This is a genomic window from Pseudomonas sp. MAG733B, assembly GCF_036884845.1.
Taxonomy (GTDB): Bacteria; Pseudomonadota; Gammaproteobacteria; order Pseudomonadales; family Pseudomonadaceae; genus Aquipseudomonas.
On the sequence record NZ_CP145732.1, the window covers coordinates 4,788,470 to 4,815,349 of the forward strand.

Here is a 26,880-nt window from a genome sequence, read left to right on the forward strand (position 1 = left end):
GTGGAGAACAACAATGACAATCCAAAACAAGGCCAAATGGCTCAGATTCCTGATCCTCATTCTCGGTGGCGGCACCATCTACAAACTGGCGAACCTCAAGGACGCCTTCTATGTGCCCATGCAGGAATTCATGGGCTTGAGCCACACTGAAATCGGCGTGCTGCTGAGCGCCAACGCGATCATCGCCACGGCGTTGTTTGTTGTCGGCGGCTTGCTCGCGGACCGTTTCGACACCCGAAAACTGATCCCATCGGCCTGCTCGGCACCGGTTGCCTGGGGCTCTATCTGGCGACCTTCCCGCCGTTCAGCAACCTGCTGATCGTGTTCAGTCTGCTGGCGGTGTGTGCCGACTGCATTTTCTGGCCTTCGCTGCTCAAGGCCATTCGCAACCTGGGCAATGATCAGGAACAAGGTCGTTTGTTTGGCTTGCTGGAAGGCGGACGTGGCGTCATCGATACGCTGGTGGCTTTTTCCGCGCTGGGCGTTTTCGTCGCCATGGGCTCCGGCGAGTCCGGTCTGAAATCGGCGATTCTGTTTTACTCGGTGATCGACATTCTCGCCGGCACCCTGACCTGGTTCCTGCTCAAGGGCGGCAACACGCAGTCGATCGCCAAGCCGAAGAACGGTTTGGCGAATCTGCTGGAAGCGATCAAGGTGCCGGGGATCTGGCTGGTCAGCCTCAACGTGTTCATGGTCTACATCGTGTATTGCGGCCTGACCTACTTCATTCCCTACCTCAAGGAAATGTACGGTTTGCCCGTGGCACTGGTGGGTGCCTACGGCATCATCAACCAATACTTCCTGAAGATTCTCGGTGGTCCTGCCGGTGGTTTCATTGCCGACAAACAGTTCAAGAGCACCAGCCGCTACCTGAAATGGGCATTCCTGGCGCTGTTGCCACTGATGGGCGTGATCATGCTGATCCCGAAAAGCCCCGGCTTCATCTACGCCGGCATGGCCGCCACCCTGTCCTTCGCGTTGATCGTGTTTTCGATGCGCGGCGTGTTCTGGGCGCCGATGGGCGAAGTCGGCATCGCGCCACACATCACCGGCTCGGCGTTCGGCATTGGCTGCCTGATCGGTTATGCACCGGGCATGTTTGCCTACGTGATCTACGGTTCGATCCTCGATCATTTCCCCGGTCAGCAGGGTTACAACTACGTCTTCAGTCTGATGAGTGTGCTGGCGATTCTCGGGTTCCTGGTGTCCAGCGTGCTGTATCAAACCGTGCGCAGTAAATCCACGGCAAACGGCGCCGTGGGGGCCGCACAAGCCTGATCATCATGACGTGTGGGAGCGCGCTTGCTCCCACAGGTTTCGTGTACTGACCGCTGGCCTGAGGCCGGAGAAGATCGGCGAAAGAATTTCGTATACCCTAGCGCTATCCCACTCCGAACGACCGCCGCCGTGAACCTGACCAAACTCAACGCCCCCGACCTTGGCAACACCCCTTCAACGTCGGAAATCATTACCCGCCATCTGCGCGATGCGATCGTCGCCGGGCATTTTGCCGAGGACGAGCCGATCCGCCAGGACGATATCGCCCGCCAGTTCAACGTCAGCAAGATCCCGGTGCGTGAAGCGCTCAAGCGTCTGGAAGCAGAAGGCCTGGTGATGTTCCAGCGCAATCGCGGGGCGATGGTCACGCGGGTGTCCGATGCGGAACTGGCGCAGATGTTCGAGGTGCGCATGTTGCTGGAGGACAAGATCCTGCGGCTGGCCATCCCCAACATGACCGAGGAAACCTTCGCCCGTGCCGAGCGCATCTGCCAGGAGTTCATCGGCGAAGACGACGTGGGGCGCTGGGCTGAACTCAACTGGGAGTTGCACGCCTGCCTCTACGAGCCGGCGCAACGGCCGTTTTTGGTGAGCCTGATCCGTTCGGTCAACGACAAGCTGGAGCGTTACCTGCGCATGCAGATGAGCCTGTCGGCCGGCAAGGAACGCGCCGATCACGAACACCGCGAGATCATCAAGGCCTGTCGCGCCGGGGATGTCGACCGGGCGGTGACGCTTTTGGACGAGCACATCGCCGGGGTCTGCAAGACCTTGTTCGAACACCTGCCTCACGCCCACTGACGCAACAACCACTGTGCCGATTTCGTCATCGGTGCAGGCTAAATCCATCAAGCCGGCATCTCGCCGTCCGGGCCACTCTTGCGTTCACTCAACCGAATGGACGTGGCCCTCCGATGAAACGCATCTCCGTGATCGACTCCCACACCGGCGGCGAACCGACCCGCCTGGTGATCGCCGGTTTTCCCGATCTGGGCGACGGCAGCATGGCCGAACGACGCAAGATCCTCGCTGAGCAGCATGATCAATGGCGCGCCGCCTGCGTGTTGGAGCCACGGGGCAGCGACGTGCTGGTGGGTGCCCTGCTCTGCACACCCGTGGACCCCAACGCCTGCGCCGGTGTGATTTTCTTCAACAACAGCGGTTATCTCGGCATGTGCGGCCACGGCACCATCGGCCTGGTGGCGTCGTTGGCGCACCTAGGCAAGATCGGGCCCGGCGTGCACGGCATCGAGACGCCGGTTGGCACGGTGCAGGCTACTTTGCACAACGATCATTCGGTGAGCGTGCGCAATGTGCCGGCCTACCGTTATCGCAAGGCGCTGCAGTTGCAGGTGCCGGGCATCGGCCAGGTCAGCGGCGATGTGGCCTGGGGCGGCAACTGGTTTTTCCTGATCGCCGACCATGGCCTGCGGGTCGCCGGTGACAATCTTGACGCTCTGACCGCCTACACCTACGCCGTGCAGCAAGCGCTGGAAGCCCAGGGTTTTCGCGGTGAAGACGGCGGCCTGATCGACCATGTCGAGCTGTTCGCCGACGACGATCACGCCGACAGCCGCAACTTCGTGCTGTGCCCCGGCAAGGCCTATGACCGCTCGCCCTGCGGCACCGGCACCAGCGCCAAACTGGCGTGCCTGGCGGCGGACGACAAACTGCAACCGGGGCAGATCTGGCGCCAGGCCAGCGTCATCGGCAGCGAGTTCGAAGGCTCTTTCGAATGGCAAGGCGAGCGCATCGTGCCGACCATTCGCGGCCGTGCCCATATCAGCGCCGAAGCCAGCCTGATCATCGAACAGGACGATCCTTTCGCCTGGGGCATCCGCCCATGAACCAAGGCCAGGTGGCCGATGTGATCGTGATCGGCGCCGGCATCATCGGCGCCGCGTGCGCCCAGGCCCTGGCCCGACGCGGTTTGCAGGTGTTGGTGCTGGACGCCGGCCTGCACGGCGCAACGGCAGCGGGCATGGGCCACCTGCTGGTGCTCGACGACAACCCGGCGGAACTGGCCCTCAGTCAATATTCACTGCAACGTTGGCGCGAACAGTCTGCGGACTTGCCCGCTGCCTGTGCCTATCGCTGCAACGGCACGCTGTGGCTGGCGGCCAACGCCGAGGAAATGGCCGTGGCCCAAAGCAAATACCTCAACCTGCAAGCGCAGGGTGTGGCGTGCGAGCTGATCGGCACCCATGCCCTGCGCCAGCGCGAACCGGAGTTGTGTGAAGGCCTGGAAGGCGGCCTGCTGATCAACGGTGACGGCATTCTGTACGCCCCGGCGACGGCGAGCTGGATGCTCGACACGCCGAACATCCGCCAGCGCCGGTCACGGGTCTGCGAGGTCGACGGCAACCGCGTGCGCCTCGATGACGGCCAATGGCTGAGCGCCGCCGCCGTGGTGCTGGCCAACGGCATCCAGGCCAACGAGCTATGCCCGGAGCTACCGATCGAGCCGAAGAAAGGCCACTTGCTGATCACCGACCGCTACCCCGGCACCGTCACCCATACGCTGGTGGAACTGGGTTATGTCACCAGCGCCCACAATGCCACGGGACCGTCCACGGCCTGCAATATCCAGCCGCGCCCCACGGGGCAATTGTTCATCGGCGCCTCGCGGCAATTCGGCACCACCGACCCGCAGGTCGAAGGCTGGATGCTCGCCAAAATGCTCAAGCGCGCCGCCCGCTACATGCCGGGGTTGAGCCGGCTCAATGGCATCCGCGCCTGGACCGGCTTTCGCGCCGCGAGCCCCGACGGCCTGCCGCTGGTGGGCCAGCATCCGCAACGCCAGGGCTTGTGGCTGGCGGTCGGCCACGAAGGTCTGGGCGTGACCACCGCGCCCGGCACCGCCGACCTGCTGGTCGCCCAACTGTTCAACGAAACCCCGCCACTGGCCGCACAACCCTATCTGCCCCAGCGTTTTCTCGGAGAACCCGCCCATGCCTGAATTGCTCCTGGACGGTCACGCCCTGAAAGTCGCCGAGGGCACCAGCGTCGCCGCCGCCCTGGCCCTGGGCAGCGACGGCTGCAGTCGCACCTCGGTAAGTGGCCAACGCCGTGCGCCGCTGTGCGGAATGGGTATCTGCCAGGAATGCCGGGTGACCATCGATGGCCGCCGTCGCCTGGCCTGCCAGACCCTCTGCCGTGACGGCATGCAAGTGGAGACCCGCTGATGAATCAATACGCCGATCTGCTGATCATCGGCGCCGGCCCCGCCGGCATGGCGGCCGCAATTGCCGCCGCGCCCAGCGGTGCACGCATCGTCATGCTCGACGACAACCCGCTGCCGGGCGGGCAAATCTGGCGCGACGGTCCGCAAGCGAGCGTGCCCGATCAGGCACGACACCTGCGCGAACGCCTGGCCTCGTACAGCAACATCCACCACCATCCCGGCACCCGGGTGATCGCCAATCCCGCGCCAAAACAATTGCTGGTTGAAGACGATGAAAACGGCTGGCTGATCCGCTACGACAAACTGATCCTGTGCACCGGCGCCCGCGAATTGCTGCTGCCCTTCCCTGGCTGGACCCTGCCCGGCGTGACCGGAGCCGGTGGCTTGCAGGCGCTGATCAAGGCCGGGCTGCCGGTGCAGAATGAGCGCGTGGTGATCGCCGGCAGCGGACCACTGCTGCTCGCCAGCGCCGCCACTGCGAAAAAACAGGGAGCCAAAGTCATGCGCATCGCCGAACAGGCATCCCTCACGGCCGTCGCCGGTTTCGCCGCTCAACTGCCGCGCTGGCCCGGCAAGTTCTTGCAATCGTTCAGCCTGTTCGACCGTCACTACCGCACCGATAGCCACGTGCTGGCCGCCCTCGGCAGCGACCGACTGGAAGGCGTGCGCCTGCAACAACAAGGCAGGATCGTCGAACTGGAATGTGATCGCCTGGCCTGCGGTTTCGGCCTGATCCCCAATACGCAGTTGGGTCAGGCGCTGGGTTGTACCGTCGAAAAACAGGCGCTGTCGGTGGATGCGTGGCAGGCCAGCAGCCGCGCCGATCACTTCGCCGCGGGCGAATGCACCGGGTTCGGCGGCAGTGAACTGGCTCTGGTGGAAGGCAGCATTGCCGGTCACGCGGCGGTCGGCGATTCGCAAGCGGCGCGCCGGTGGTGGCCGCAACGGGCACGCTGGCAGGGTTTCGCCAAGGTATTGAATCAGGCCTTCGCCCTCGACCCGCGACTCAAGTCGCTGGCCCGCCCCGACACCCTGGTCTGCCGTTGCGAAGACGTGCCTTACGCGGCATTGGCCGGCCATGCCGACTGGCGCGAAGCCAAGCTCGCCAGCCGCTGCGGCATGGGCGCCTGTCAGGGGCGCGTGTGCGGTGGCGCGACGCAGCACCTGTTCGGCTGGCAACCCTCGGCACCGCGCCCACCGTATAGTCCGGCGCGAATCGAAACCTTGATGAGCCTCGACGACACCCCGCCAGCGTGACGAGCGCGGCGGGGGTTTCGGCGATGCAGCCAAGTCACTATGATCCCGAGGGTCACCCTCAGACCTGCGGCGCCATGTATCCCTCGCTCACTTCTTTCAAGCCATGCGATTTGCCGACGCTGCTAAGCAGTCTGCAACCGATTGCGCCGCTACTCGACACCCTGTCGGACGTGGTGTTTTTCATCAAGGACGTTGATGCCCGCTACGCCTTCGTCAACCAGACCCTGGCCCGGCGCTGCGGTTTCAAACAGAGTGCCGAACTGCTCGGACGCACCGCCGAAATGGTCTTCCCGGAACGCTTCGGCCCGCTGTACACCGAGCAGGACCGACGCGTGCTGGCCAGCGGGCGGGAACTGTCCGATCAACTGGAACTGCACCTGTATTACGGCAATCAGCCGATCTGGTGCCTGACCCATAAACTCGCCCTGCACGATGAACAGGGCCGGATCGTCGGTCTGGCCGGGATCTCCCGGGACCTGCAATCACCGCAGTCGAATCATCCAGCGTTTCAGAAACTGGCGGCGGTGGATGCGCATATTCGCCGTCACTTTGCCCGGCCCATCAGCCTTGCCGAACTGACGGCCATTGCCGGGTATTCCGTGGCGCAACTGGAGCGGCACTGCAAGCGGGTGTTTCAGCTCACGCCACGGCAGATGATTCACAAGGCGCGGCTGGAAGAGGGGTCGCGGTTGTTGTTGCACAGCGAGTTGCCGATTACCGAGATTGCCTTGCTGTGTGGGTATACCGACCATAGTGCGTTTAGCCGGCAGTTTCGGGCGTTGACCAGTGTTTCGCCTAGTGAGTATCGGGGGAATCGGGGGTAGGTTTTTTTGGGGTTTTGGTTTGGTCGGGGTACATATCCGTTTCTTCGGTAACGGCTTCTTATGGTTTCGCTTTTACAGCGACTCACTTTTTCAAACACCAAAAAGTAAGCAAAAGGCTTTGCCCCGGCGTACGGCACCTCGCTGAGGCTCGGTGTTCCCTCGCTACGGTGCCCATCAGGGGGCATCGCCTCCGGCTTGCTTCGCTGCACCTCCTCTCGATGTGTGCGGCTTCGCCGCACGGCGCTACGCGCCTAACCCCCTGATGAACACCTCCGCTCGGCCTGCCGAAGGGGCAAAAGATCAAAAGCCAGAGCAAAAGCGAGGCGGCCTACCGGCCGGCCTGATCGATCGGACATATTTATCTCCCCTTGTAGGAGCGAGCCTGCTCGCGATGGACGTCAACGATTACGCGCTCTATCTGAATGATCGCGTTGACCAGGCGTTTTTCGCGAGCAAGCTCGCTCCTACAGTTTGGATGGGTTGTATCTGAAAGAGATTGGTCGGCTATCAGGCCGCCATCGCCAGCAGGCTGGCTCCCACAGTTTGAAATGCGTACGAACCAAACAAACAGGCCGGCCGGTAGGCCGCCTCGGTTGTTTTTGATCTACCCGCCCCTTCGGGAGGCTGAGTGGAGGCGTTTATCCGGGGAGTGGCGCGCAGCGCCGTTCGACGCAGTCGAACACGCTGCATGTAGGTCGTCGCGAAGCAGACCGGAGGGCAGTGTCCCCGGATGAATGCCGGAGCGAAGGTACGCCGAGCCTCAGCGAGGGGCCGGACGCTCGGGGCGAGCGTTTTTTTGGTTACTTTTTTTAGGCGCTTGTAAAAAAAGTGACTCGCCGTAAGGGCGAAACCATAAGCCGCCGTTACCGAAGAAACGGATATGTCCCCGGTGTTCCGAAAAGGCGCGCCCACACATCAAATGCTCCTATATGTAACACCACCGTAATAGCTGCAACACCGCCGAATACGACGATCCCCAACCCCAGTACCTCTAACTCAGGCCCCACCTCCTAAATCTTCAAAAAAACTGGAAACAGGCACACTGCTTGCTACAGTTAATATCGTATACGAAATCCCCAATACAATATCCAACAGCCACCCACCAACGAGGCATCTATGAAAAACCCAGCATTTGCCGTAGCCCTCAGCGCTGTTCTAAGCACCTCCTTCATCGCCACCGCCCAAGCGGACAAACTCGACGACATCATCGGTTCCGGCAAACTGCGCTGCGCCGTGACCCTCGACTTCCCGCCCATGGGTTTTCGCGATGGCAGCAACAGCCCGGCCGGGTTCGACGTGGACTACTGCCATGACCTGGCAAAAATCCTCGGCGTCGAAGCCGAAGTCGTGGAAACACCGTTCCCGGATCGCATTCCGGCGCTGGTCTCCGGGCGTGCCGACGTGATTGTCGCCTCCACTTCCGACACCCTCGAACGGGCCAAGACCGTCGGCCTCACCGTGCCCTACTTCGCCTTCCAGATGGTGGTGCTGACCCGCGACAACACCGGCATCAACAACTTCAATGACCTCAAGGGCAAACCGGTGGGCAACACCAGCGGCACTTATGAAGCCATTGCCCTGGAAAAAGACGTGAAGAACTGGGGCACCGGTAGCTTCCGCGCCTATCAATCGCAGAACGACACCCTGCTGGCAGTCGCCCAGGGCCATATCGATGCCACTGTCGTCACCAACACCGTGGCCGCCGCCACCCTCAAGTCGGGCAAGTACAAAAACCTCAAAGTCGCCGGTAACGCTCCGTATGTCATCGACTACGTGTCGCTGGGCGCCAAGCGCAGCGAGTACGGTCTGCTCAACTACCTCAACCTGTTCGTCAACCAGCAGGTGCGCACCGGTCGCTACAACGAGCTTTTCGTCAAATGGGTCGGCACCGATATCCAGCCGGCCAACCTGACCGTGCCACAGGTCTACTACTAAGGTGTCCGGCATGCCCAGGTCCATTTCTCTGAGCGGTCGCAGCCTGGTCGGGGGCGCCGCGCAAGGCACCCTGCTGTTCGCCGATGTCGGGCTGAGCTTCTGGGGCGGGGTCGAGCCCAGCACAGGCGAGATCATCGATCGCCACCATCCCCTCAGCGGTGAACATCTGGCCGGCCGGGTGCTGGCCATTCCCAGCGGTCGCGGCTCGTGCACCGGCAGCAGCGTGTTGATGGAGTTGATCAGCAACGGTCATGCACCGGCGGCACTGGTGCTGGCCGAACCCGACGAGATCCTGACCCTGGGCGTGCTCGTGGCGCAGACCATTTTCGAACGCTCGCTGCCGGTGCTCTGCATCGGCCGGGAGGCCTTTGCCAACTTGCGCGGCCAGGCCTTCGCACGGGTTGAAAATGCAACGCTGAGCCTGTTCGAACAGTTGCCCGACGATACCTGGCAGGCGCTCGATAATCCTGTGCCCGACACCGTCGTCAGCGCCTCGATCGAACTCACCGAACACGATTGCGCGCTGCTCGATGGCCGGCATGGCAAGGCAGCGCAAATGGCCATGCAGATTGTCTTGCGCATGGCCGATCTGCAAGGTGCGCGCAGTCTGGTCGATGTCACCCAGGCGCACATCGATGGCTGCATCTACACCGGCCCGGCGAGCCTGCGCTTTGCCGAACAACTGGTGCAATGGGGGGCGAAAGTCAGCGTGCCCACCACCCTCAATTCGATTTCCGTGGACCAGCGTCGCTGGCGTGAACTGGGTGTCGATCCGGCGCTCGGCGAACCGGCCAGTGCCTTGGGCGACGCCTACATGGCCATGGGCGCGCAACTCAGTTTTACCTGCGCGCCGTACCTGCTCGACAGTGCGCCGAAGGCTGGCGAGCAGATTGTCTGGGCCGAGTCCAATGCCGTGGTTTACGCCAACAGCGTGCTCGGTGCCCGCACCCTGAAGTATCCGGATTACCTCGACATCTGCATCGCCCTCACCGGCCGCGCGCCACTGATCGGCTGCCACCTGGACGCACAGCGCAAGGCCCGGCTGCAGATCGAATTGCCTGCCCTCGGTGAACTGGACGATGCCTTCTACCCGCTGCTGGGTTACCACATCGGTGCACTGGCCGGCAGCCGAATTCCACTGGTGTACGGGCTGGAGAAATACTCGCCGAACCTTGACGACCTCAAGGCCTTTGGCGCGGCCTTCGCCACGACCTCCGCCGCACCGCTGTTCCATATCGCCGGCGTCACGCCGGAAGCCATCGATCCGTTGCTGGTGCTGGAACCTGACACCTGCATCCCCTTGGAGAAAATCCGCCTCGAAGACTTGTTGCTCAGTTGGCGCGAACTCAACAGTGCCCGGGACAACCGGGTGGATGTGGTCTCGCTGGGCAATCCGCACTTCTCCCTCAGTGAATTCGCAAGTTTGGCAACGCTGTGCCAGGGCCGGCACAAACATCCGCACGTGGTGCTCGCCATCACCTGCGGCCGTGCGGTGCTGGAGCAAGCCCGCAGCGCCGGGCATATCGCCGTGATCGAAGCCTTCGGTGCGACGCTGGTGACCGACACCTGCTGGTGCATGCTCGGCGAGCCGGTTATTCCGCCGGCCGCAAAAAACCTGATGACCAACTCGGGCAAGTTCGCCCACTACGCACCCGGCCTGGTCGGTCGCAAGGTGCACTTCGCCAGCCTCAAGGAATGCGTCGACGCCGCCTGCACCGCCACGGCCAGCGGACGTCTGCCGGCCTGGCTGCAACCTGCCGCCCAACTGGAGAGCCCCGTGCATGTTTGACTACACCTTCCAATGGCGCTCAGCCCTGCGCGCCCTGCCGGACATGCTCGCCGGCGCTCTGGTCACCTTCGAAACTGCCGCGCTGTCGATGATCTTCGGTGTGCTGATCGCCCTCGCACTGACCGTGATGCGCGAGGCCAAGCACCCGCTGCTGCGCGGTTTCGGCAATGGCTGGGTGTCGATCGCGCGCAACACGCCCTCGCTGTTCCAGATCTACATCCTCTACTTCGGCCTCGGCTCGTTGGGCCTGCACGTCAGTTCATGGTTCGCCCTGCTGGCGGGCATCACCTTCAACAATGCCGGTTACCTGGCGGAAAACTTTCGCGGCGGCCTCAAAGCTGTGCCTAACACACAGGTCCGCGCGGCGCGGTCGCTGGGCATGAGTGCCTTCCAGGCCTACCGCATGATCATCGTCCCGCAACTGCTGCGCATCGTCTTCTACCCGCTGACCAACCAGATGGTCTGGGCGGTATTGATGACCTCGCTGGGGGTGATCGTCGGGCTGAACAATGACCTGACCGGCGTGACCCAGGAATACAACGTCAAGACGTTCCGCACCTTCGAGTACTTCGCTCTCGCTGCGGTGCTGTATTACCTGATCGCCAAGGCGATCGTCGCGGCAGCCCGGCTGATGGCCTGGCGGTTGTTCCGTTACTGAGGAGCTGTCCATGTTTTCCACCGATTTTTCCTCGAATGACCTGCTGTTCCTGCTCGACGGCGCATGGGTCACGCTGCAACTGACCTTCTGGTCGATCATTCTCGGTTCCCTCGCCGGTTTGTTGTTCGGCCTGCTGCGAGCGTTGCTGCCGCGCGCCAGTCTGCCGCTGGCCTGGGTGCTGGACGTGTTTCGCAGCGTGCCGTTGCTGATCCAGTTCGTGCTGTTCAATTCGCTCAAGAGCATCGTCGGCCTGAACATCAGCGCCTTCAGTGTCGGCTGCATCGTACTGGGCGTGTACACCGCCGCGTACTTCACCGAGATCGTCCGTGGCGGTGTGCTGGCGGTGCCGTTCAGCGTGCGCCGGGCCAGTCGTTCGCTGGGGCTGAGCTTCTTCCAGGATCTGCGCTGGATCGTCCTGCCGATGGCCACCCGGGTGGCATTTCCCGGCTGGCTGAACCTGGTGCTCGGGGTGATGAAAGACACCGCGCTGGTGATGTGGATCGGCATCGTCGAATTGCTGCGCGCCTCGCAAACCATCGTCACGCGCATTCAGGAACCGCTGCTGGTGCTGTGCATCGCGGGCCTTATCTACTACGTCATGAGCCTGGTGGTCGCACGCCTCGGCGCTCGTCTGGAAAGAAGGTGGCAAGAAAATGATTGAGATCGACAACGTACATAAATCCTTCGGCAACCTCGAAGTGGTCAAGGGCGTCAACCTGACGGTGAACAAGGGCGAAGTGGTGTCGATCATCGGCGGCTCCGGCTCCGGCAAGTCGACCCTGCTGATGTGCATCAACGGCCTGGAACCGATCCAGAAAGGCAACATCCGCGTCGACGGTGTCGAGGTCCATCACAGCGCCACCGACCTCAATCGCCTGCGGCAGAAAATCGGCATCGTGTTCCAGCAATGGAACGCCTTCCCTCATCTGACGGTGCTGGAAAACGTCATGCTCGCCCCGCGCAAGGTGCTGGGTAAAAGCAAGGCCGAGGCCGAGGAACTGGCCGTACAACAACTGACCCACGTCGGGCTGGGCGACAAGCTCAAGACCTTCCCCGGCAAATTGTCCGGGGGCCAACAACAACGCATGGCCATCGCCCGCGCCCTGGCCATGTCGCCGGACTACATGCTGTTCGACGAAGCCACCTCGGCCCTCGATCCGCAACTGGTCGGCGAAGTACTGGACACCATGCGCATGCTCGCCGAAGACGGGATGACCATGGTCCTGGTGACCCACGAGATCCGCTTTGCCCGCGACGTGTCCGACCGGGTGGCGTTCTTCCGCAATGGGTTGGTGCATGAAATTGGTTCGCCGGATCAGGTGATTGGCAATCCGCTGCATGCGGAGACCGCGGCGTTTCTTAAATCAGTGAAATAAACGATGGCCCCATCGCCAGCAGGCTGGCTCCCACAGGGATATGGGTTGTCCTTGAAATTTCAATCAACCCAAAACCACTGTGGGAGCCAGCCTGCTGGCGATGAGGCCCTGACAGACAACACAAGGAGCAAACCATGCGCTCATCAAAAGTCATCCACGTCGTCAGCTGCCACGCCGAAGGCGAAGTCGGCGACGTGATCGTCGGCGGTGTCGCCCCGCCGCCCGGCGCCACCGTGTGGGAACAGTCGCGCTGGATCGCCAAAGACGAAACCCTGCGCAACTTCGTCCTCAACGAACCACGCGGCGGCGTGTTCCGTCACGTCAACCTGCTGGTGCCGTCCAAGGACCCGCGGGCGCAGATGGCCTGGATCATCATGGAGCCGGCGGACACCCCGCCGATGTCCGGCTCCAACTCGTTGTGCGTGGCCACAGTGCTGCTCGATAGCGGCATCCTGCCGATGACCGAGCCGCAAACCCGCCTGGTGCTGGAAGCGCCCGGAGGCTTGATCGAAGCCGTGGCCGACTGCCGCGATGGCAAGGTGCAACGGGTGGAAATCAAGAACGTGCCGTCGTTCGCCGACCGTCTCGACGCCTGGATCGAAGTCGAAGGCCTCGGCTCGCTCAAAGTCGATACGGCCTACGGTGGCGACAGTTTCGTGATCGCTGATGCCAAGGGCCTGGGCTTTGCCATCCGCCCCGACGAGGCCGCCGACCTGGTGGCGACCGGGTTGAAAATCACCCGTGCCGCCAACGAGCAACTGGGCTTCGTCCATCCGCTGAATCCCGAGTGGTCGCACATTTCCTTCTGCCAGATCGCCGCGCCCATCGTCCATGAGAACGGCATCGCCACCGGCGCCAACGCCGTGGTGATCCAGCCGGGCAAGATCGACCGCTCGCCCACCGGCACCGGTTGTTCGGCGCGCATGGCCGTGCTGCACGCAAAAGGTTTGATGCAGGTCGGCGAGCGCTTTGTCGGGCGATCGATCATCGGTTCCGAGTTCCATTGCCGCATCGATTCAGTGACCGAAGTGGCCGGTCGCGCCGCCATTTACCCGTGCATTTCCGGCCGCGCCTGGATCACCGGCACCCACCAGCTGCTGCTCGACCCGAGCGACCCGTGGCCACAAGGCTATCGCCTGTCCGACACCTGGCCCGGTGCTTGATATCGGTGCAGAGCTTTTGTGGCGAGGGAGCTTGCGCCCGCTCGACTGCGCAGCAGACGCAAATCCAGAGAACCCGCTGCATCAGACATACAGCGATTAGGGCTGCTGCGCAGCCCAGCGGGAGCAAGCTCCCTCGCCACAGGGTTGCTCACCAGACCAGTGGCCAGATAAATCCGTAAAAACCTGAAAAAAGCACTAGCCGAACATAGTCACTTTAAATATCGTATACGAAATACAAAAACGAACTGGAGGTAACAAATGAGCAAGCGCATTAACTGGAGTGGTGTATTCCCTGCGGTGACCACGCAATTCAACGACGACTTCACCATCAACCTGGACAAGACCCATCAGGTGATTTCCAACGTGATTCGCGATGGCGTCTCGGGCCTGGTGGTCTGCGGTTCGGTGGGAGAAAACACCTCGCTCACCGCTGAAGAAAAAATCGCCGTGACCGAAGTCGCGGTCGATGCCTCTCGCGGTCGCGTGCCGGTGATTTGCGGCGTGGCCGAGTTCACCAGCGTGCAAGCGGCCAAGGTGGCCAACGCCGTGCGCAAGGTGGGCGTGGACGGTGTGATGTTGATGCCGGCGCTGGTCTACGGTTCCAAACCGTTCGAGACCGCCGAGCACTACCGCTACGTGGCGAAAAACGCCGACGTGCCGCTGATGGTCTACAACAACCCGCCCATCTATAAGAACGACGTCACCCCGGACATCCTGATTTCCCTGGCCGACTGCGACAACGTGGTGTGCTTCAAGGATTCTTCCGGCGACACCCGTCGCTTCATCGATGTGCGCAACGAAGTCGGCGACCGTTTCGTGCTGTTCGCAGGCCTCGACGACGTGGTGCTGGAAAGCATCGCGGTGGGCGCCGAAGGATGGGTCTCGGGCATGTCCAACGTGTTCCCGAAAGAAGGCGAAACCATCTTCCGCCTGGCCAAGGCCGGCCGTTTTGCCGAAGCCATGCCGATCTACGAATGGCTGATGCCGATCCTGCACCTGGACGCCCGCGCCGACCTGGTGCAATGCATCAAGCTGTGTGAAGCCATCGCCGGTCGCGGCAGTGCGCTGACCCGTCCACCGCGCCTGGCCCTGCCGGAAGCCGATCGCCTGTTCGTCGAGCAGATCATGGCCAAGGCCATGGCCAACCGTCCGCAGCTGCCGGACGTCGGTCTCTGAGTGATTGCCGGGCGGGCCTTTGCGGGTCCGGCCCGGCTGCCTGTTTTTTGCGCCCTTACAGGAAACGCCAGCATGTCCAATCCTCAACACAGCTCAAGCGCAACCACACCCTCGGGACTCAAGCGCGTCGTCGCCGCCGCGATGGCCGGCACCGTCGCCGAATGGTATGAATTCTTTCTCTACGGCACCGCCTCGGCACTGGTTTTCGGCAAGCTGTTCTTCCGCCAGACCGACAACCCCGTCGACGGCATCATCGCCGCCTTCGCCCTCTACGCAGTGGGCTTTCTGGCCCGTCCGCTGGGCGGTCTGGTGTTCGGTCACTACGGTGACAAATTCGGCCGCAAGCGCCTGCTGCAACTGAGCCTGGTGGTGGTCGGCATCACCACTTTCCTGATGGGCTGCCTGCCCGGCTTCGACCAGATCGGTTATGCCGCACCGCTGTTGCTGGTGCTGCTGCGGCTGATCCAGGGGTTTGCCTTTGGCGGTGAATGGGGCGGCGCGATTTTGCTGGTGTCCGAACACTGCCCGGACAATCGCCGTGGTTTCTGGGCCAGTTGGCCACAGGCCGGCGTACCGGCCGGTAATTTGGTGGCCACGGTCGCCCTGCTGCTGTTGTCGTCGAACCTGTCGGAGGAGCAGTTCCTCGCCTGGGGCTGGCGCGTGGCGTTCTGGTTCTCGGCCGTTGTGGTGCTGATCGGCTACTGGATTCGCACCAGTGTCGATGACGCCCCGATCTTCAAGGAAAGCCAGGCACGCCAGGCGCAGACCCGCCAGCAACAACTGGGCGTGGTGGAAGTGCTGCGTCATCACTGGCGCGCGGTGCTGGTGGGGATTGGTGCACGGTTCGCTGAAAACATCCTCTACTACACCGTGGTGACGTTCTCGATCACCTACCTGAAACTGGTGGTGCACAAGGACACGTCGCAGATCCTGCTGCTGATGTTCGGTGCGCACCTGCTGCACTTCTTCCTGATCCCGCTGATGGGCTATCTGTCCGACATCGTCGGGCGCAAACCGGTGTACCTGACTGGCGCGGTGCTCACCGCGTTTTGGGGCTTCATCGGCTTCCCGATGATGGACACCGGCAACAACTGGCTGATCATGGCCGCGATTACCCTGGGCCTGGCCATCGAGTCGATGACCTACGCGCCGTACTCGGCGCTGATGGCCGAGCTGTTCCCGACCCACGTGCGCTACACCGCGTTGTCGCTGTGCTACCAGGTCGCGCCGATTTTCGCCGGTTCCCTCGCACCGCTGATCGCCATCACCCTGCTCAACAAGTACAACAGCTCGACACCGATCGCCTGGTACCTGGTCGGCGCCGCCCTGATCTCGATCGTGGCCGTCGGCCTGACCCGCGAGACCCGTGGTAAGTCGTTGCGCCAGGTGGATGCCGAAGCGGCGGCGCGGGTGGCGGCGGTGGACCCTGCCGCAGCCAAGCCACGCCGGGCGGATTCATTGGCCTGACCCGGACCCTGTAGGAGCGAGCCTGCTCGCGATGGACGCAAGGGCGACGCGTTAACTCAGGCAGCACGCGTTATCGTTGACGTCCATCGCGAGCAGGCTCGCTCCTACAAGGGACGGTATTCCATTTCTCGACAGGAGTTTTTTCATGCTCGGCCATAACTACATCGGCGGCACGCGCAGCGCTGCCGGCAGCATCGTTTTGCACAGCCACGACGCCAGCACCGGTGACGCGCTGCCCTTCTCGTTCGTGCAAGTCACCGTCGATGAAGTGGACGCCGCCGCTCAGGCTGCCGCGACCGCCTACCCGACGTTTCGCAACTTGCCGGCAACGCGCCGCGCAGAGTTTCTTGAAGCAATCGCTGCGCAACTGGATGCCCTGGATGATGAATTCGTTACCCTGGTTTGCCGGGAAACCGCCCTGCCCGCCGCACGCATCCAGGGCGAGCGCGCTCGCACCAGCGGCCAGATGCGCCTGTTCGCCCAGGTCCTGCGGCGCGGCGATTTCTACGCCGCGCGCATCGATCGTGCCCTGCCCGAGCGTCAGCCAATGCCACGAGTCGATTTGCGTCAGTACCGGATCGGCGTCGGTCCGGTAGCGGTGTTCGGCGCGAGCAATTTTCCGTTGGCGTTCTCCACGGCCGGCGGCGATACAGCCGCCGCCCTGGCCGCCGGTTGCCCGGTGGTGTTCAAGGCTCACAGTGGGCACATGGCGACTGCCGAGCAGGTGGCCGATGCGATCATCCGCGCCGCCGAACAGACCGACATGCCCAAGGGTGTGTTCAACATGATCTACGGTGCCGGCGTGGGCGAAGCGCTAGTCAGGCATCCGGCGATTCAGGCGGTGGGTTTCACCGGCTCGCTCAAGGGCGGGCGCGCGTTGTGCGACATGGCTGCCGCACGGCCGCAACCGATCCCGGTGTTCGCCGAGATGAGCAGCATCAACCCGGTGCTGCTCTTGCCTGAAGCCTTGCGCGTGCGTGGCGAGAAGATCGCCGCCGAACTGCTGGCGTCGGTGGTTCAGGGATGCGGTCAGTTCTGCACGAATCCGGGGTTGGTGATTGCCGTTCGTTCGCCTGAGTCGACGGCATTCATTGCACGACTCAGCCAGCTCATGGCCGAACAGCCGGCGCAAACCATGCTCAACGCCGGCACCCTCGCCAGCTACGAAAAAGGTGTGCGGGCCTTGCTCGAACATCCGGGCGTGACGCATCTGGCGGGTCAGGAACAGCACGGCAAGCAAGCGCAGCCGCAACTGTTCACGGCTGATGTCAGCCTGCTGCTCGAAGGCGATCCGCTGTTGCAGGAAGAAGTGTTCGGCCCGACCACGATCATCGTCGAAGTGGCGGACAAAGTTGAGCTGCGACAAGCGCTGGACAGTCTGCATGGTCAGCTCACCGCCACCCTGATCGGTGAGGCGCAGGACCTGCACACCCACGCCGATCTGCTGGTGTTGCTGGAACAAAAGGTCGGTCGGGTGCTGTTCAACGGTTATCCCACCGGGGTCGAAGTCTGCGATGCCATGGTCCATGGCGGCCCGTACCCCGCCACCTCCGATGCGCGTGGCACGTCGGTTGGCAGCCTGGCCATCGAGCGTTTCCTGCGCCCGGTGTGCTACCAGAATTGCCCGGACGAGCTGTTGCCCGATGCCTTGAAGAATGGCAATCCGCTGGGGATTGCGCGGTTGGTTGATGGCAGCAGCCACCGCCAGCCGATTTAAGAAAACTCGAATAATCGTGGGAACGGGCTGCTCGCGAAAGCGTCAGCCCAAACAACACTTGCATCGGCCCTTTGCCAATAGTCAGATAGGCACCACAACACACAAAAACGAGCTTTATTCATGCGTCAACTGCCCTCGCTCAACATGCTGCGCGTCTTCGAAGAGGTCGCGCGGCATCGCAGTTTCAGCCAGGCAGCCCTGGGACTGAACGTCACCCAGGGCGCGGTGAGCCGGCAGATCAAGCAGCTCGAAGACTACCTCGGCGTGGCGCTCTTTATCCGTACCCCTCAGGGCTTGTCATTGACTGAAGCCGGCAGCGCACTTTCCCCTCATCTAAGCGATGCTTTCGATCACATCGAACGAGCCCTGCAAGCGGTGCGCGTGCCCAACCTGCGTCTGCGCCTGCGCATCGTCGCACCTCCGACCTGGGCCACGCGTTGGTTGTCGGCGCACTTGCGCGCGTTCTGCCAGCGTTACCCCGACATCAGCCTGAGCGTGACCCACCAGGCCAGTCACGACAGTCTCGCCGAGATCGACTGCCACATTCGCTTCGGCCTCGAAGCGGACAGCCATTGCCACAGTCAGTTGCTGGTAATGGAACGGCATATCGCCGTGGCCAGCCCCGAGCTGTTCATCGACGGTCAGCCACCGGACCTGCAGCATTTGCCGCTGCTGCACATCCTGCACAACGGCAAGCGCTTGAAGGTCTGGGAAAACTGGCTGGCGGCGATGGGCCGCGAGGATGTCGACGCCGGGCAAGGTCTGGAATTCAGCACCCTGGACCAGGTGATCCATACCACGCTGGCCGGTGGCGGCCTGGCGGTGATCGACCGGCAGATGATCGAAAAGGAACTGGCCAATGGCAGCCTGCTGCCGATCACACCGGTGGAAGTGATCGGGCCGTATGGCTATTGGCTGGATGTGGCGAACGACAAATGGGGATTGTCGAAGGTGCGGTTGTTTACCGAGTGGCTCGGTTTAGTCAGCAATCCCTGACACCCCGCAGCCCCCTGTAGGAGCGAGCCTGCTCGCGATGGGGCCCTTCCAGCCAACATCCATGTCGACTGTCAAGCCGTCATCGCGAGCAGGCTCACTCCCACATTGGGCCGGTGTAGATTTTTAGACCGGTGTCGCTACTTTTACGGCTACAGACACACCACCCTCCACCGGACTCTGCGCCTTGCACGCCTGGCTCAAGGTCAGCGATTTGGTTTCCGGCGCCCAGGCCCAGGACAGCAACGCGCCAATCGCCAGGATCGCCGCGAGGATACCCATGGTCGGGCTCAGGCCGATGCCCGCCACGCTCACCGGCAGCAGAAAGGTGCTGACCGCTGAACCCAGTCGACTCACTGCCGTGGCCAAACCAATGCCGCTGGCGCGCACTTCAGTCGGGAAGCTCTCTGCCGGGAACACGCCGACCAGGTTGCTCACCGCCGACAACACCAACGTGAACAAGCCGAACACCAACACCATCAGCCACGCCGCACTGCTCGGCAGTACTGCGAGCAGGAACAATGCCACGGCGAGGATGATGAACGAGTTGATCAGGAATCCGCGCCGGGTGAACTTGATGGTGCACCAGATGCCGATCAGCGCCCCGAGGATCAGCAGCATGTTCAGCATCAGCTCAGTGCCGAAGCCTTCGGCCAGGCCCATCTTCTGCAGGATCGATGGCAGGAAGGTGTAGATGGCGAAGTACGGCATCACGATGCAGACGAAGAACAGGCAGTTGAACGCCGTGCGCTTGCGGTATTCAGGGCTGAACAACACCGCGTAACCGGAGCGGGTTTCCGTGGAACGGGTTTCGTCGAGTTCGACGTTGTCGCCGAGAAACTTTTTGACGATTGCGCGGGCCTCGGCAATGCGCCCCTGATTGACCAGCCAGCGCGGTGATTCCGGCGTACCGATGCGGGCGACCAGAATCAACGCCGCCGGGATCGCCGACGACGCCAGCATCCAGCGCCAGGCATCGTCGCCGAGGCTGAGCATCGCGGTGCCGACGAAAGTCGCGGCGACGTAACCGAAGGTCCAGATCACGCTGAAGGAACCGAGCAATACGCCGCGATGTTTCTTCGGTGCGAACTCGGCGAGCATGGCGTGGCCGACACTGAAGTCGCCGCCCAGGCCAATGCCGATCAATACGCGACAGAGGAACAGCGCCATCGCCGACTCGACATAGAACTGCATCACCGAGGCGATGGTGATCAGCACGAAGCTGACGAGGAAGATTTTCTGCCGGCCGACCTTGTCGGAAATCCAGCCGAAAAACAGGCTGCCGAGGAACAGGCCGATCAGCGCCGAAGCCCCTATCAGGCCTTGCCAGAATGCATCGAGTTGCATCTGTGGGCTCAGCAGTGTGAAAGCGATACCGATCAGGCCGAGGATGTAGCCGTCGGTGAAATGCGCGCCGAAAGTCAGGCCGGCGATCTTGATGTGAAAGCGCCCGATGGGCAGGTCGTCGATTTTTACCGGTTGTACGGACATGTAAGTCTCCAATTGTTGTTATTTAAGGAGAAACCGATAGCTTTTAATTGTGGGAGCGGGCTTGCTCGCGAATGCAGTGTGTCAGTCGACACATGTATTGCCTGACACTCCGATTTCGCGAGCAAGCTCGCTCCCACAGTTGGGATGTGGTGGGGTTAGAGACCACCCATCAACAGGTATTTGATCTCCAGGTAGTCATCCAGACCGTACTTCGAACCCTCGCGACCCAGGCCCGATTCCTTGATACCGCCGAACGGTGCCACTTCCGTGGAAATGATCCCTTCGTTGATCCCGACCATGCCCGCTTCCAGGCCTTCGGCCATGCGCCACACGCGGCCGATGTCGCGGCTGTAGAAGTAAGCCGACAAGCCGTACGGCGTGTCGTTGGCCCGTTGCAGCACTTCGGCTTCATCCTTGAAACGGAAACACGCGGCGACCGGGCCGAAGGTTTCGTCCTGGGCGATCAGCATTTCGCTGCTGGCCTCGGCGAGAATGGTTGGCTCGTAAAACGTACCGCCCAAGGCATGCCGACGGCCGCCGCAAAGCACCTTGGCGCCCTTCTCCAGAGCGTCGCTCACATGCAACTCGACCTTCGCCAGCGCCGCTGCATTGATCAGCGGACCTTGCTCGGTTTCGCCTTCCAGCGCATTGCCCACGCGCATCGCCGCAACCGCTTCGGCGAGTTTGCCGGTGAAGGCTTCGTACACGCCGTCCTGAATGAAGAAGCGGTTTACGCAGACGCAGGTTTGCCCGGTGTTGCGGAATTTCGAAGCCATCGCGCCTTTCACTGCGGCATCGATATCGGCGTCGTCGAAGACAATGAACGGCGCGTTTCCACCCAGTTCCAGCGAGACCTTTTTCAAAGTGTCGGCGGCCTGGCGCATCAGCAACTTGCCGGTGCGAGTTGAACCGGTGAACGACAGTTTGCGCACGATGCCGGAGGCTTGCAGTGCACCGCCAATCGCCACGGCGTCGCCGGACACCACGTTGAACACACCGGCCGGAATCCCGGCCTGTTCAGCCAATACCGCCAAAGCGAAGGCCGAAAGTGGTGTCTCTTCCGAAGGCTTGAGAATCATCGTGCATCCCGCCGCGAGCGCCGGGCCGACCTTGCGGGTGACCATCGCCAGCGGGAAGTTCCACGGGGTGATCGCGGCGACCACGCCGATCGCTTCCTTGACCACGATGATCCGCGCATCGGCCTTGTGGCTCGGGATCACATCGCCATAAGCGCGCTTGGCTTCTTCGGCGAACCACTCCAGAAAACTCGCGGCGTAGACCACTTCACCCATGGCTTCGGCCAGCGGTTTGCCCTGCTCGCGGCTGAGCAAAGTCGCCAGATCCTTCTGGTTGCTCAGCATCAATTCACCCCAGCGCTTGATGCGCTGGCTGCGTTCCTTGGCGGTCAATTTGCGCCACGCTGGCAAGGCGCGGTTGGCGGCGTCGATGGCCCGGTTGGTTTCTTCGGCCCCGGCCTTTTGTACGTCGGCAATCAGCTCGCCGGTGGCCGGGTTCAGCACCGGGTAAGTGGCCCCACCGCTGGACCCTTCGCCGGTAAACCAGTGCCCATCGATGAAATTGCCGTAACGGATCAACGCGCTCATGCCACGGCCTCGGTCAGGTTGAAGCGCTCCAGACCCGGACGGGCCGAACGCAGGATTCGTTTGCCGGCGGTGTAATCGTTGATCACGTCGCACGGCGTGTAGTTGCGCTCCAGCTCATGCAGCTCTTCGGCGTCGAGTTTGGTCTCCAGGGCCGCCAGGGCGCTGTCGAATTGCTCGGTGGTGTCGGCGCCGACCAGCATGCAATCCACGCCCGGATGGTTGGCCACCCACGCTTGTGCGATTTGCGCGTTGGACACGCCACGGGCACGGGCTACACGTTGCACCGAATGGGCGATTTCGAAGGAAGCTTCGTCGCTGTACATCTGCTGGGTGAAGAAGTCGGTCTGGTTGCGGGTCGACTTTGCATCGCCGGTCAGCAAGCCGCGAGCCAGCGGGCTGAACACCGAAACGCCAAGGCCCTGATCGTGGCAGAACGGGATCATCTCGCGCTCTTCTTCGCGGTAGGCGCAGTTCAGTTGCAGCTGCATGTTGATCGGCTTGACCCAGCCATTGCGCTCACAAGCCATGAGGATTTTTGCCAGTTGCCCGGTGAGCATGGTCGATACGCCGATGTAGCGCGCCTTGCCGGAACGCACGATGTCGTTCATCGCGCTCATGGTCTCTTCGACCGGCGTATTCACGTCGAAATAATGCAGCATGAAGACGTCGACGTAATCCATGTCGAGGCGTTTGAGCGACGCATCGATGCTGTCCATGATGTGCTTGCGCGAATGACCGCTGGCGTTGATGCCGGCGCGGGTGCCGTAGCCGACCTTGGTGGTGATCACCAGGTCTTCGCGACGGGCCAGCCGCTTGACGATGCGCCCTACCACTTCTTCGCCTGTACCTGCGGAATAGAAGTCCGCGAGGTCGATGAAGTTCACGCCGTTGTCCAGCGCGTGCTTGACGATCGGCTCGCTTTTCTTCTCGTCGAAGATCCACGGTTTCCAGTCCGGGGTGCCCATGTTCATGGTGCCCAGGCACAGACGGGAAACTTCAAGGCCGGAGTTGCCCAAACGGATGTATTGCATGGCGCGGACCTCAGGCTTTTGGCGTGTAGAAAGGGTTGCTGATGTGGTTGACCACATCTTTGAGCTGCGCGGTTTCCGGCTTGCCGGTCAGGGCGGCGCGAATCGCGGTGCGGCAGGCGTTGTAGTTGTTCAGGTAGACGGCATCGAGGTCGTCGCAGGCCGGATTGACCCAGTTGGCGGTGACGATGGCCCACTCGTCTTCGGCTTCCGGCGGCAAGGTGCCGTCGAGCAGCGCTTCCAGAACAGCCTTGGCGATGCCTGCCTGGGACGCGCCCCAGGTGGCGTTGCCGTGCAGGTCGCTGCTGATCGCGGCTTTGTTGACGTACAGGGTCATCGGCTTGACCGGGATGTTCGGTTGGGCGATCACCATGAACGGGCAATGGCCCTGGCTTGGCGAGGCCAGGCTGTTGGCGAACGCTTGCCCGGCCGGGCCGTTGCGCGGGCCGATCAGGATGTTGATGTGCGCGGCGTTCACGCCCGGGCCTTCGAAGCCTTCACCGATGTACAGGTCGAGTTCTTTCATGAGTCGTTACTCTTCAGGGAGTTTTTTGGTTGATCAGCAGCGCACGCAAGCACGAGGCCTGGCGTGGCAAATGTCTGGGTTCGAAGAGCGCAGCAGTACGCTGGCGAGGACGTGGCAGTGATGATGAGTCATGGTTGCAAACGCTCTTTTTTGTTGTTGATGAGCTGGTTTGCGATTTTTTAACACTGGGGGTTTGCGGGGCTGTAACCATAAAAAATCATGGGGGTATGAGTTCAGGTCATACCCCCTCAGGAGCGATAAAAAACTGCAGGAGCCGAGCTTGCTCGCGATGACGGTGTGTCAGCCAATACACAGGTTGACTGTTACACCGTCATCGCGAGCAAGCTCGGCTCCTACAGGGGATCGCGGGGTGTTTGGGGTTACTGCGACATCGCGTCCTTCTTCATCGCATCCTTGGACATGGCATCTTTTTTCATGCCGTCCTTGGACATCGAGTCTTTCTTCATTTCGTCTTTTTTCATCGCGTCCTTGGACATTGCATCTTTCTTCATGGCGTCTTTGGACATGGCATCCTTGGACATCGAATCCTTGCTCATGCTGTCGTTGCTCATGGTGTCAGCCGCGAACACGCTAGCGGCACCAACGGCCAGGCACATGGACAGAACAACGGTGGTCAACTTTTTCATGATGAAACTCCTTGAAGCACAGGTTGCGGACGGGTGAATTTTCCGGGGATTGATCAGCTGCCACCGAACCAGTTGTAGCCCTGGTCTTCCCAGTAGCCGCCGCTGTAGGTGTTGCTGACGAAAATCGCCTGAATGTGTTTAGGGTTCTTGTAGCCAAGCTTGGTGGGCATGCGCAGCTTCATCGGGAAGCCGTATTCGCGTGGCAGCACCGCGCCGTCGTACGTCAGCGCCAACAAGGTTTGCGCGTGCAGCGCGGTGGCCATGTCGATGCTGGTGTAGTAGTCGTCGGCGCATTTGAAGCCGACGTATTTGGCGTCGGTATCAGCGCCGATGCGCTTGAGGAAATCGCTGAATCGCACACCACCCCAGCGGCCGATCGCGCTCCAGCCTTCAACGCAAATGTGCCGGGTGATTTGGTCGGTCTGCGCCATGGCGCGCAGTTCTTCGAGGCGCCAGCTACGTTTGTCGGCGACCAGGCCGGTGACTTCCAGGCGATAGCTCTCCTCCTCCACCGTTGGTGCTTCGTCGATGCCGTAGAAGGCATTGAAGGGAAACGGCCGAGTGATCATCGACGCCGGATAGGTCGGCGCCATGGCGTTGGGGTTGAACAGCCAGCCTTGCACCCGGTCGTTGAAGCGCGACATGGACGACAACGCGGTCTCGACACTGTCGTTGTCGCTGATGTTGCAACCGGACAACATCGCCACACCGCCGAGGGTCAGGCCACGCAGCAGGAACGAGCGGCGTGAGCGGTCTTCGATTTGCGGGGCGAGGATTTTCCGGGCGTCGGTCAGGATCGAAGATTCGTCCAGCCCGGAGCCTTGATTGGGCTTTTTCATACGTGCTCCTTGCGGCCGACGATCATGGCCAACAGCGTTTTGGGGACCAACGCAACCATCAGCAGATGCACCGCCACGAAGGCCACCAACAGCGCCATCGCGAAGAAGTGCACACGGCGCGCGCCTTCGTAACCCCACATCAATTCGCGCAACAGCGGGAACTGCACCGACTTCCACAACACCAGCCCGGAGAGCACCAACAGGGTGATATCGACGATCACGAACAGGTACGCCACGCGCTGCACCTGGTTGTAGTGGCTGAGGTCGGCGTGGCCGAGTTTTCCGCGCAGTGCGGCCCACAGGTCATGCAGTACGCCTTTGGGCGAAACCGGGAAAAAACGTCGTTTCAGGCGTCCGCTGAACAAGTTGAACGCGAGGTAGACCAGGCCGTTGATCGCCAGGAACCACATCGCCGCGAAGTGCCATTGCAATGCGCCGCCGAGCCAACCGCCGAGGGTGATCGATTTGGGGAAGCTGAAATCGTAAATCGGCGAGGCGTTGTAGATGCGCCAGCCGCTGGTGACCATCACCAGCACCGCCAATGCGTTCAGCCAGTGGGTGAGCCGCAGCCAGCGTGGGTGGCTGGCCTTGGGTGAAGCAGTTGACTGCGACATGTCCGGCTCCGGTTGTTGTTATTCGTTGGAGCCGAGTATGGGAGCCGGAAGATCGCCAAATCCTCACGTAAAGTTAAATTTAATGTGATAACTCGCTCACTCACGGCTACCCAGAACCCTGTAGGAGTGAGCCTGCTCGCGATAGCGTAGCGTCAGGCAATACAGTCGCTGGCTGACATACCGCTATCGCGAGCAGGCACTCCTACAGGGGGCGGTGGTGCTCCGCCGAACGCGCATCTATGGTTAAATGCCGCCCCCCGTAAATTGCCGACCCAGACCCATGAACGCAGACGCCCTCTCCATCCTTCACGACCACTTGCTGACGGCACTGGCAACACCGCCTGCCGAAACCCGCCGCCTGTTCCACGGCCGTGGCCGCTGCTGGCCGGGGTTGGAGCAAGTGACCGTGGACTGGCTGCAAGGCGTGGTGCTGGTGGCGTTGTTCAAGGAGCCGGAAGCCGCGCAACTGGAGGATCTGAAGCGGTTGCTGATGACGATCACTCAGTCAGCGCAATGGGCGCAATCCGGTGCGCGCACCTTGCTGCTGCAACATCGCTACCTGCTGCAAAGCACCACCGAATGGCTGCTCGGCGACGTCATCGAAGAAATGACCATCACCGAAGGCGGGCTGAAATATCGGGTGGACCTGGGTCGCAAGCAGAACACCGGGTTGTTCCTCGACATGCGTTACGGTCGCGATTGGGTGCGGGCCAACGCCGAGGGTAAACGGGTGCTGAACCTGTTTGCCTACACCTGCGGTTTCTCGGTGGCGGCGATCGAAGGCGGCGCGACGCACGTGGTCAACCTCGACATGTCCAGCCCGGCCCTGAGCCGTGGTCGCGACAATCATCGGCTCAATGGACATGACCTGAGCAAGGTCACGTTCCTCGGCCACGACCTGTTCAAGTCCTGGGGCAAGGTGATTGGCAAAGGCCCGTACGACATGGTGATCATCGACCCGCCGTCGTTCCAGAAAGGCAGCTTTTTGCTGACCAAGGACTACCAGCGCGTGCTGCGCCGCTTGCCGGAATTGCTCGCGGAAAACGGTACGGTGCTGGCCTGCATGAACGACCCGGCGTTCGGTGCCGACTTCCTGATCGACGGCGTAACCCGAGAGGCGCCGAGCCTGCGCTTTGAACAGCGATTGGAAAATCCGCCGGAGTTTCCGGATGCGGATGTGGAATGCGGGTTGAAGGCGTTGGTGTTCAAACTCGAAAGCTGAAAAGCGAAAGATCGCAGCCTGCGCCAGCTCCTACAGGATCGGGTTTGCACCCGGTCAATGTAGGAGCTGGCGCAGCCTGCGATCTTTTGATC

At 61.9% G+C, this 26,880-nt stretch carries 24 protein-coding genes and 1 pseudogene; 18 read left to right on the forward strand and 7 right to left on the reverse strand.

The window, feature by feature from the left end:
* The first annotated feature begins 13 nt into the window (after positions 1 to 13).
* The 17 genes and pseudogenes from V6Z53_RS21905 to V6Z53_RS21985 all read left to right on the forward strand — a co-directional run bounded on the left by V6Z53_RS21905 (position 14) and on the right by V6Z53_RS21985 (position 18,820).
* Positions 14 to 1,278, forward strand: a pseudogene (locus V6Z53_RS21905) (MFS transporter).
* Between the two features lie 129 nt (positions 1,279 to 1,407).
* Positions 1,408 to 2,079 carry a GntR family transcriptional regulator gene (locus V6Z53_RS21910; protein WP_338581729.1) on the forward strand — a complete coding sequence of 224 codons (672 nt, stop codon included), beginning with the start codon at positions 1,408 to 1,410 and terminating at the stop codon, positions 2,077 to 2,079.
* A gap of 113 nt (positions 2,080 to 2,192) precedes the next feature.
* Positions 2,193 to 3,125: a 4-hydroxyproline epimerase gene (locus V6Z53_RS21915; protein WP_338581730.1), complete on the forward strand. Its 933-nt coding sequence runs from the start codon at positions 2,193 to 2,195 to the stop codon at positions 3,123 to 3,125.
* Entirely contained in the window at positions 3,122 to 4,237 is a 1,116-nt protein-coding gene (locus V6Z53_RS21920; protein ID WP_338581731.1) for an FAD-dependent oxidoreductase, read from the forward strand. The genes V6Z53_RS21915 and V6Z53_RS21920 overlap by 4 nt, the downstream gene beginning before the upstream one ends.
* Positions 4,230 to 4,463 carry a (2Fe-2S)-binding protein gene (locus V6Z53_RS21925; RefSeq protein ID WP_338581732.1) on the forward strand — a complete coding sequence of 78 codons (234 nt, stop codon included), beginning with the start codon at positions 4,230 to 4,232 and terminating at the stop codon, positions 4,461 to 4,463. The genes V6Z53_RS21920 and V6Z53_RS21925 overlap by 8 nt, the downstream gene beginning before the upstream one ends.
* A complete protein-coding gene (locus V6Z53_RS21930; protein ID WP_338581733.1) occupies positions 4,463 to 5,719 on the forward strand; it encodes an FAD/NAD(P)-binding oxidoreductase in 1,257 nt (418 codons plus the stop codon). Before V6Z53_RS21925 ends, V6Z53_RS21930 begins: the two co-directional genes overlap by 1 nt.
* 74 nt (positions 5,720 to 5,793) lie before the next feature.
* Positions 5,794 to 6,543: an AraC family transcriptional regulator gene (locus tag V6Z53_RS21935; RefSeq protein WP_338581734.1), complete on the forward strand. Its 750-nt coding sequence runs from the start codon at positions 5,794 to 5,796 to the stop codon at positions 6,541 to 6,543.
* A gap of 1,116 nt (positions 6,544 to 7,659) precedes the next feature.
* The gene (locus V6Z53_RS21940; protein WP_338581735.1) at positions 7,660 to 8,478 is read left to right on the forward strand and encodes a transporter substrate-binding domain-containing protein; all 819 of its coding nucleotides are present in this window, start codon (positions 7,660 to 7,662) and stop codon (positions 8,476 to 8,478) included.
* Between the two features lie 10 nt (positions 8,479 to 8,488).
* The gene (locus V6Z53_RS21945; protein WP_338581736.1) at positions 8,489 to 10,267 is read left to right on the forward strand and encodes an aconitase family protein; all 1,779 of its coding nucleotides are present in this window, start codon (positions 8,489 to 8,491) and stop codon (positions 10,265 to 10,267) included.
* A complete protein-coding gene (locus V6Z53_RS21950) occupies positions 10,260 to 10,925 on the forward strand; it encodes an amino acid ABC transporter permease (protein ID WP_338581737.1) in 666 nt (221 codons plus the stop codon). The genes V6Z53_RS21945 and V6Z53_RS21950 overlap by 8 nt, the downstream gene beginning before the upstream one ends.
* Positions 10,926 to 10,935: 10 nt before the next feature.
* Complete coding sequence (locus V6Z53_RS21955) at positions 10,936 to 11,586, forward strand: amino acid ABC transporter permease (RefSeq protein WP_338581738.1); 651 nt, start codon at positions 10,936 to 10,938, stop codon at positions 11,584 to 11,586.
* On the forward strand, positions 11,579 to 12,301 hold the full coding sequence (locus V6Z53_RS21960; protein WP_034150206.1) for an amino acid ABC transporter ATP-binding protein: 723 nt from the start codon (positions 11,579 to 11,581) through the stop codon (positions 12,299 to 12,301). The genes V6Z53_RS21955 and V6Z53_RS21960 overlap by 8 nt, the downstream gene beginning before the upstream one ends.
* 134 nt (positions 12,302 to 12,435) lie before the next feature.
* Positions 12,436 to 13,464, forward strand: a complete 1,029-nt coding sequence (locus V6Z53_RS21965; protein ID WP_338581739.1) for a proline racemase family protein — start codon at positions 12,436 to 12,438, stop codon at positions 13,462 to 13,464.
* A 258-nt stretch (positions 13,465 to 13,722) separates the two neighbouring features.
* Positions 13,723 to 14,640 (forward strand): dihydrodipicolinate synthase family protein, encoded by a 918-nt coding sequence (locus V6Z53_RS21970; RefSeq protein WP_338581740.1) that lies wholly within the window; start codon positions 13,723 to 13,725, stop codon positions 14,638 to 14,640.
* Between the two features lie 72 nt (positions 14,641 to 14,712).
* Entirely contained in the window at positions 14,713 to 16,107 is a 1,395-nt protein-coding gene (gene abaF, locus V6Z53_RS21975; protein ID WP_338581741.1) for a fosfomycin efflux MFS transporter AbaF, read from the forward strand.
* A 145-nt stretch (positions 16,108 to 16,252) separates the two neighbouring features.
* Positions 16,253 to 17,824, forward strand: coding sequence for an aldehyde dehydrogenase (NADP(+)) (locus tag V6Z53_RS21980; RefSeq protein ID WP_338581742.1), 1,572 nt, complete (start codon positions 16,253 to 16,255; stop codon positions 17,822 to 17,824).
* 120 nt (positions 17,825 to 17,944) lie between these two features.
* Positions 17,945 to 18,820, forward strand: coding sequence for a LysR substrate-binding domain-containing protein (locus tag V6Z53_RS21985; RefSeq protein ID WP_338581743.1), 876 nt, complete (start codon positions 17,945 to 17,947; stop codon positions 18,818 to 18,820).
* A gap of 123 nt (positions 18,821 to 18,943) precedes the next feature.
* Here V6Z53_RS21985 and V6Z53_RS21990 read toward each other — a convergent pair whose 3' ends face one another.
* The 7 genes from V6Z53_RS21990 to V6Z53_RS22020 all read right to left on the reverse strand — a co-directional run bounded on the left by V6Z53_RS21990 (position 18,944) and on the right by V6Z53_RS22020 (position 25,566).
* Entirely contained in the window at positions 18,944 to 20,308 is a 1,365-nt protein-coding gene (locus V6Z53_RS21990; RefSeq protein WP_338581744.1) for an MFS transporter, read from the reverse strand.
* Positions 20,309 to 20,463: 155 nt separating this feature from the next.
* On the reverse strand, positions 20,464 to 21,912 hold the full coding sequence (locus tag V6Z53_RS21995) for an NAD-dependent succinate-semialdehyde dehydrogenase (protein ID WP_338581745.1): 1,449 nt from the start codon (positions 21,910 to 21,912) through the stop codon (positions 20,464 to 20,466).
* Positions 21,909 to 22,943: an aldo/keto reductase gene (locus V6Z53_RS22000; protein WP_338581746.1), complete on the reverse strand. Its 1,035-nt coding sequence runs from the start codon at positions 22,941 to 22,943 to the stop codon at positions 21,909 to 21,911. Before V6Z53_RS22000 ends, V6Z53_RS21995 begins: the two co-directional genes overlap by 4 nt.
* A 10-nt stretch (positions 22,944 to 22,953) precedes the next feature.
* Positions 22,954 to 23,466, reverse strand: coding sequence for a formaldehyde-activating enzyme (gene fae / locus V6Z53_RS22005; protein ID WP_007950493.1), 513 nt, complete (start codon positions 23,464 to 23,466; stop codon positions 22,954 to 22,956).
* A 380-nt stretch (positions 23,467 to 23,846) separates the two neighbouring features.
* Positions 23,847 to 24,113 (reverse strand): pentapeptide MXKDX repeat protein, encoded by a 267-nt coding sequence (locus V6Z53_RS22010; RefSeq protein WP_150701420.1) that lies wholly within the window; start codon positions 24,111 to 24,113, stop codon positions 23,847 to 23,849.
* 53 nt (positions 24,114 to 24,166) lie between these two features.
* Positions 24,167 to 24,952, reverse strand: a complete 786-nt coding sequence (locus V6Z53_RS22015) for a molybdopterin-dependent oxidoreductase (RefSeq protein ID WP_338581747.1) — start codon at positions 24,950 to 24,952, stop codon at positions 24,167 to 24,169.
* Entirely contained in the window at positions 24,949 to 25,566 is a 618-nt protein-coding gene (locus V6Z53_RS22020) for a cytochrome b/b6 domain-containing protein (protein ID WP_338581748.1), read from the reverse strand. Before V6Z53_RS22020 ends, V6Z53_RS22015 begins: the two co-directional genes overlap by 4 nt.
* A gap of 280 nt (positions 25,567 to 25,846) precedes the next feature.
* Here V6Z53_RS22020 and V6Z53_RS22025 point away from each other — a divergent pair, with 280 nt between their 5' ends.
* Positions 25,847 to 26,788, forward strand: coding sequence for a class I SAM-dependent methyltransferase (locus V6Z53_RS22025; protein WP_338581749.1), 942 nt, complete (start codon positions 25,847 to 25,849; stop codon positions 26,786 to 26,788).
* The last annotated feature ends 92 nt before the right edge of the window (positions 26,789 to 26,880 follow it).

Bases quoted from the DNA above. Each gene is read 5' to 3' on its own strand.
- V6Z53_RS21915 (WP_338581730.1), top strand. From the start codon at position 2,193: ATGAAACGCATCTCCGTGATCGACTCCCACACCGGCGGCGAACCGACC.
- V6Z53_RS21920 (WP_338581731.1), top strand. From the start codon at position 3,122: ATGAACCAAGGCCAGGTGGCCGATGTGATCGTGATCGGCGCCGGCATC.
- V6Z53_RS21925 (WP_338581732.1), top strand. From the start codon at position 4,230: ATGCCTGAATTGCTCCTGGACGGTCACGCCCTGAAAGTCGCCGAGGGC.
- V6Z53_RS21930 (WP_338581733.1), top strand. From the start codon at position 4,463: ATGAATCAATACGCCGATCTGCTGATCATCGGCGCCGGCCCCGCCGGC.
- V6Z53_RS21935 (WP_338581734.1), top strand. From the start codon at position 5,794: ATGTATCCCTCGCTCACTTCTTTCAAGCCATGCGATTTGCCGACGCTG.
- V6Z53_RS21940 (WP_338581735.1), top strand. From the start codon at position 7,660: ATGAAAAACCCAGCATTTGCCGTAGCCCTCAGCGCTGTTCTAAGCACC.
- V6Z53_RS21945 (WP_338581736.1), top strand. From the start codon at position 8,489: ATGCCCAGGTCCATTTCTCTGAGCGGTCGCAGCCTGGTCGGGGGCGCC.
- V6Z53_RS21950 (WP_338581737.1), top strand. From the start codon at position 10,260: ATGTTTGACTACACCTTCCAATGGCGCTCAGCCCTGCGCGCCCTGCCG.
- V6Z53_RS21955 (WP_338581738.1), top strand. From the start codon at position 10,936: ATGTTTTCCACCGATTTTTCCTCGAATGACCTGCTGTTCCTGCTCGAC.
- V6Z53_RS21960 (WP_034150206.1), top strand. From the start codon at position 11,579: ATGATTGAGATCGACAACGTACATAAATCCTTCGGCAACCTCGAAGTG.
- V6Z53_RS21965 (WP_338581739.1), top strand. From the start codon at position 12,436: ATGCGCTCATCAAAAGTCATCCACGTCGTCAGCTGCCACGCCGAAGGC.
- V6Z53_RS21970 (WP_338581740.1), top strand. From the start codon at position 13,723: ATGAGCAAGCGCATTAACTGGAGTGGTGTATTCCCTGCGGTGACCACG.
- abaF (WP_338581741.1), top strand. From the start codon at position 14,713: ATGTCCAATCCTCAACACAGCTCAAGCGCAACCACACCCTCGGGACTC.
- V6Z53_RS21980 (WP_338581742.1), top strand. From the start codon at position 16,253: ATGCTCGGCCATAACTACATCGGCGGCACGCGCAGCGCTGCCGGCAGC.
- V6Z53_RS21985 (WP_338581743.1), top strand. From the start codon at position 17,945: ATGCGTCAACTGCCCTCGCTCAACATGCTGCGCGTCTTCGAAGAGGTC.
- V6Z53_RS21990 (WP_338581744.1), bottom strand. From the start codon at position 20,308: ATGTCCGTACAACCGGTAAAAATCGACGACCTGCCCATCGGGCGCTTT.
- V6Z53_RS21995 (WP_338581745.1), bottom strand. From the start codon at position 21,912: ATGAGCGCGTTGATCCGTTACGGCAATTTCATCGATGGGCACTGGTTT.
- V6Z53_RS22000 (WP_338581746.1), bottom strand. From the start codon at position 22,943: ATGCAATACATCCGTTTGGGCAACTCCGGCCTTGAAGTTTCCCGTCTG.
- fae (WP_007950493.1), bottom strand. From the start codon at position 23,466: ATGAAAGAACTCGACCTGTACATCGGTGAAGGCTTCGAAGGCCCGGGC.
- V6Z53_RS22010 (WP_150701420.1), bottom strand. From the start codon at position 24,113: ATGAAAAAGTTGACCACCGTTGTTCTGTCCATGTGCCTGGCCGTTGGT.
- V6Z53_RS22015 (WP_338581747.1), bottom strand. From the start codon at position 24,952: ATGAAAAAGCCCAATCAAGGCTCCGGGCTGGACGAATCTTCGATCCTG.
- V6Z53_RS22020 (WP_338581748.1), bottom strand. From the start codon at position 25,566: ATGTCGCAGTCAACTGCTTCACCCAAGGCCAGCCACCCACGCTGGCTG.
- V6Z53_RS22025 (WP_338581749.1), top strand. From the start codon at position 25,847: ATGAACGCAGACGCCCTCTCCATCCTTCACGACCACTTGCTGACGGCA.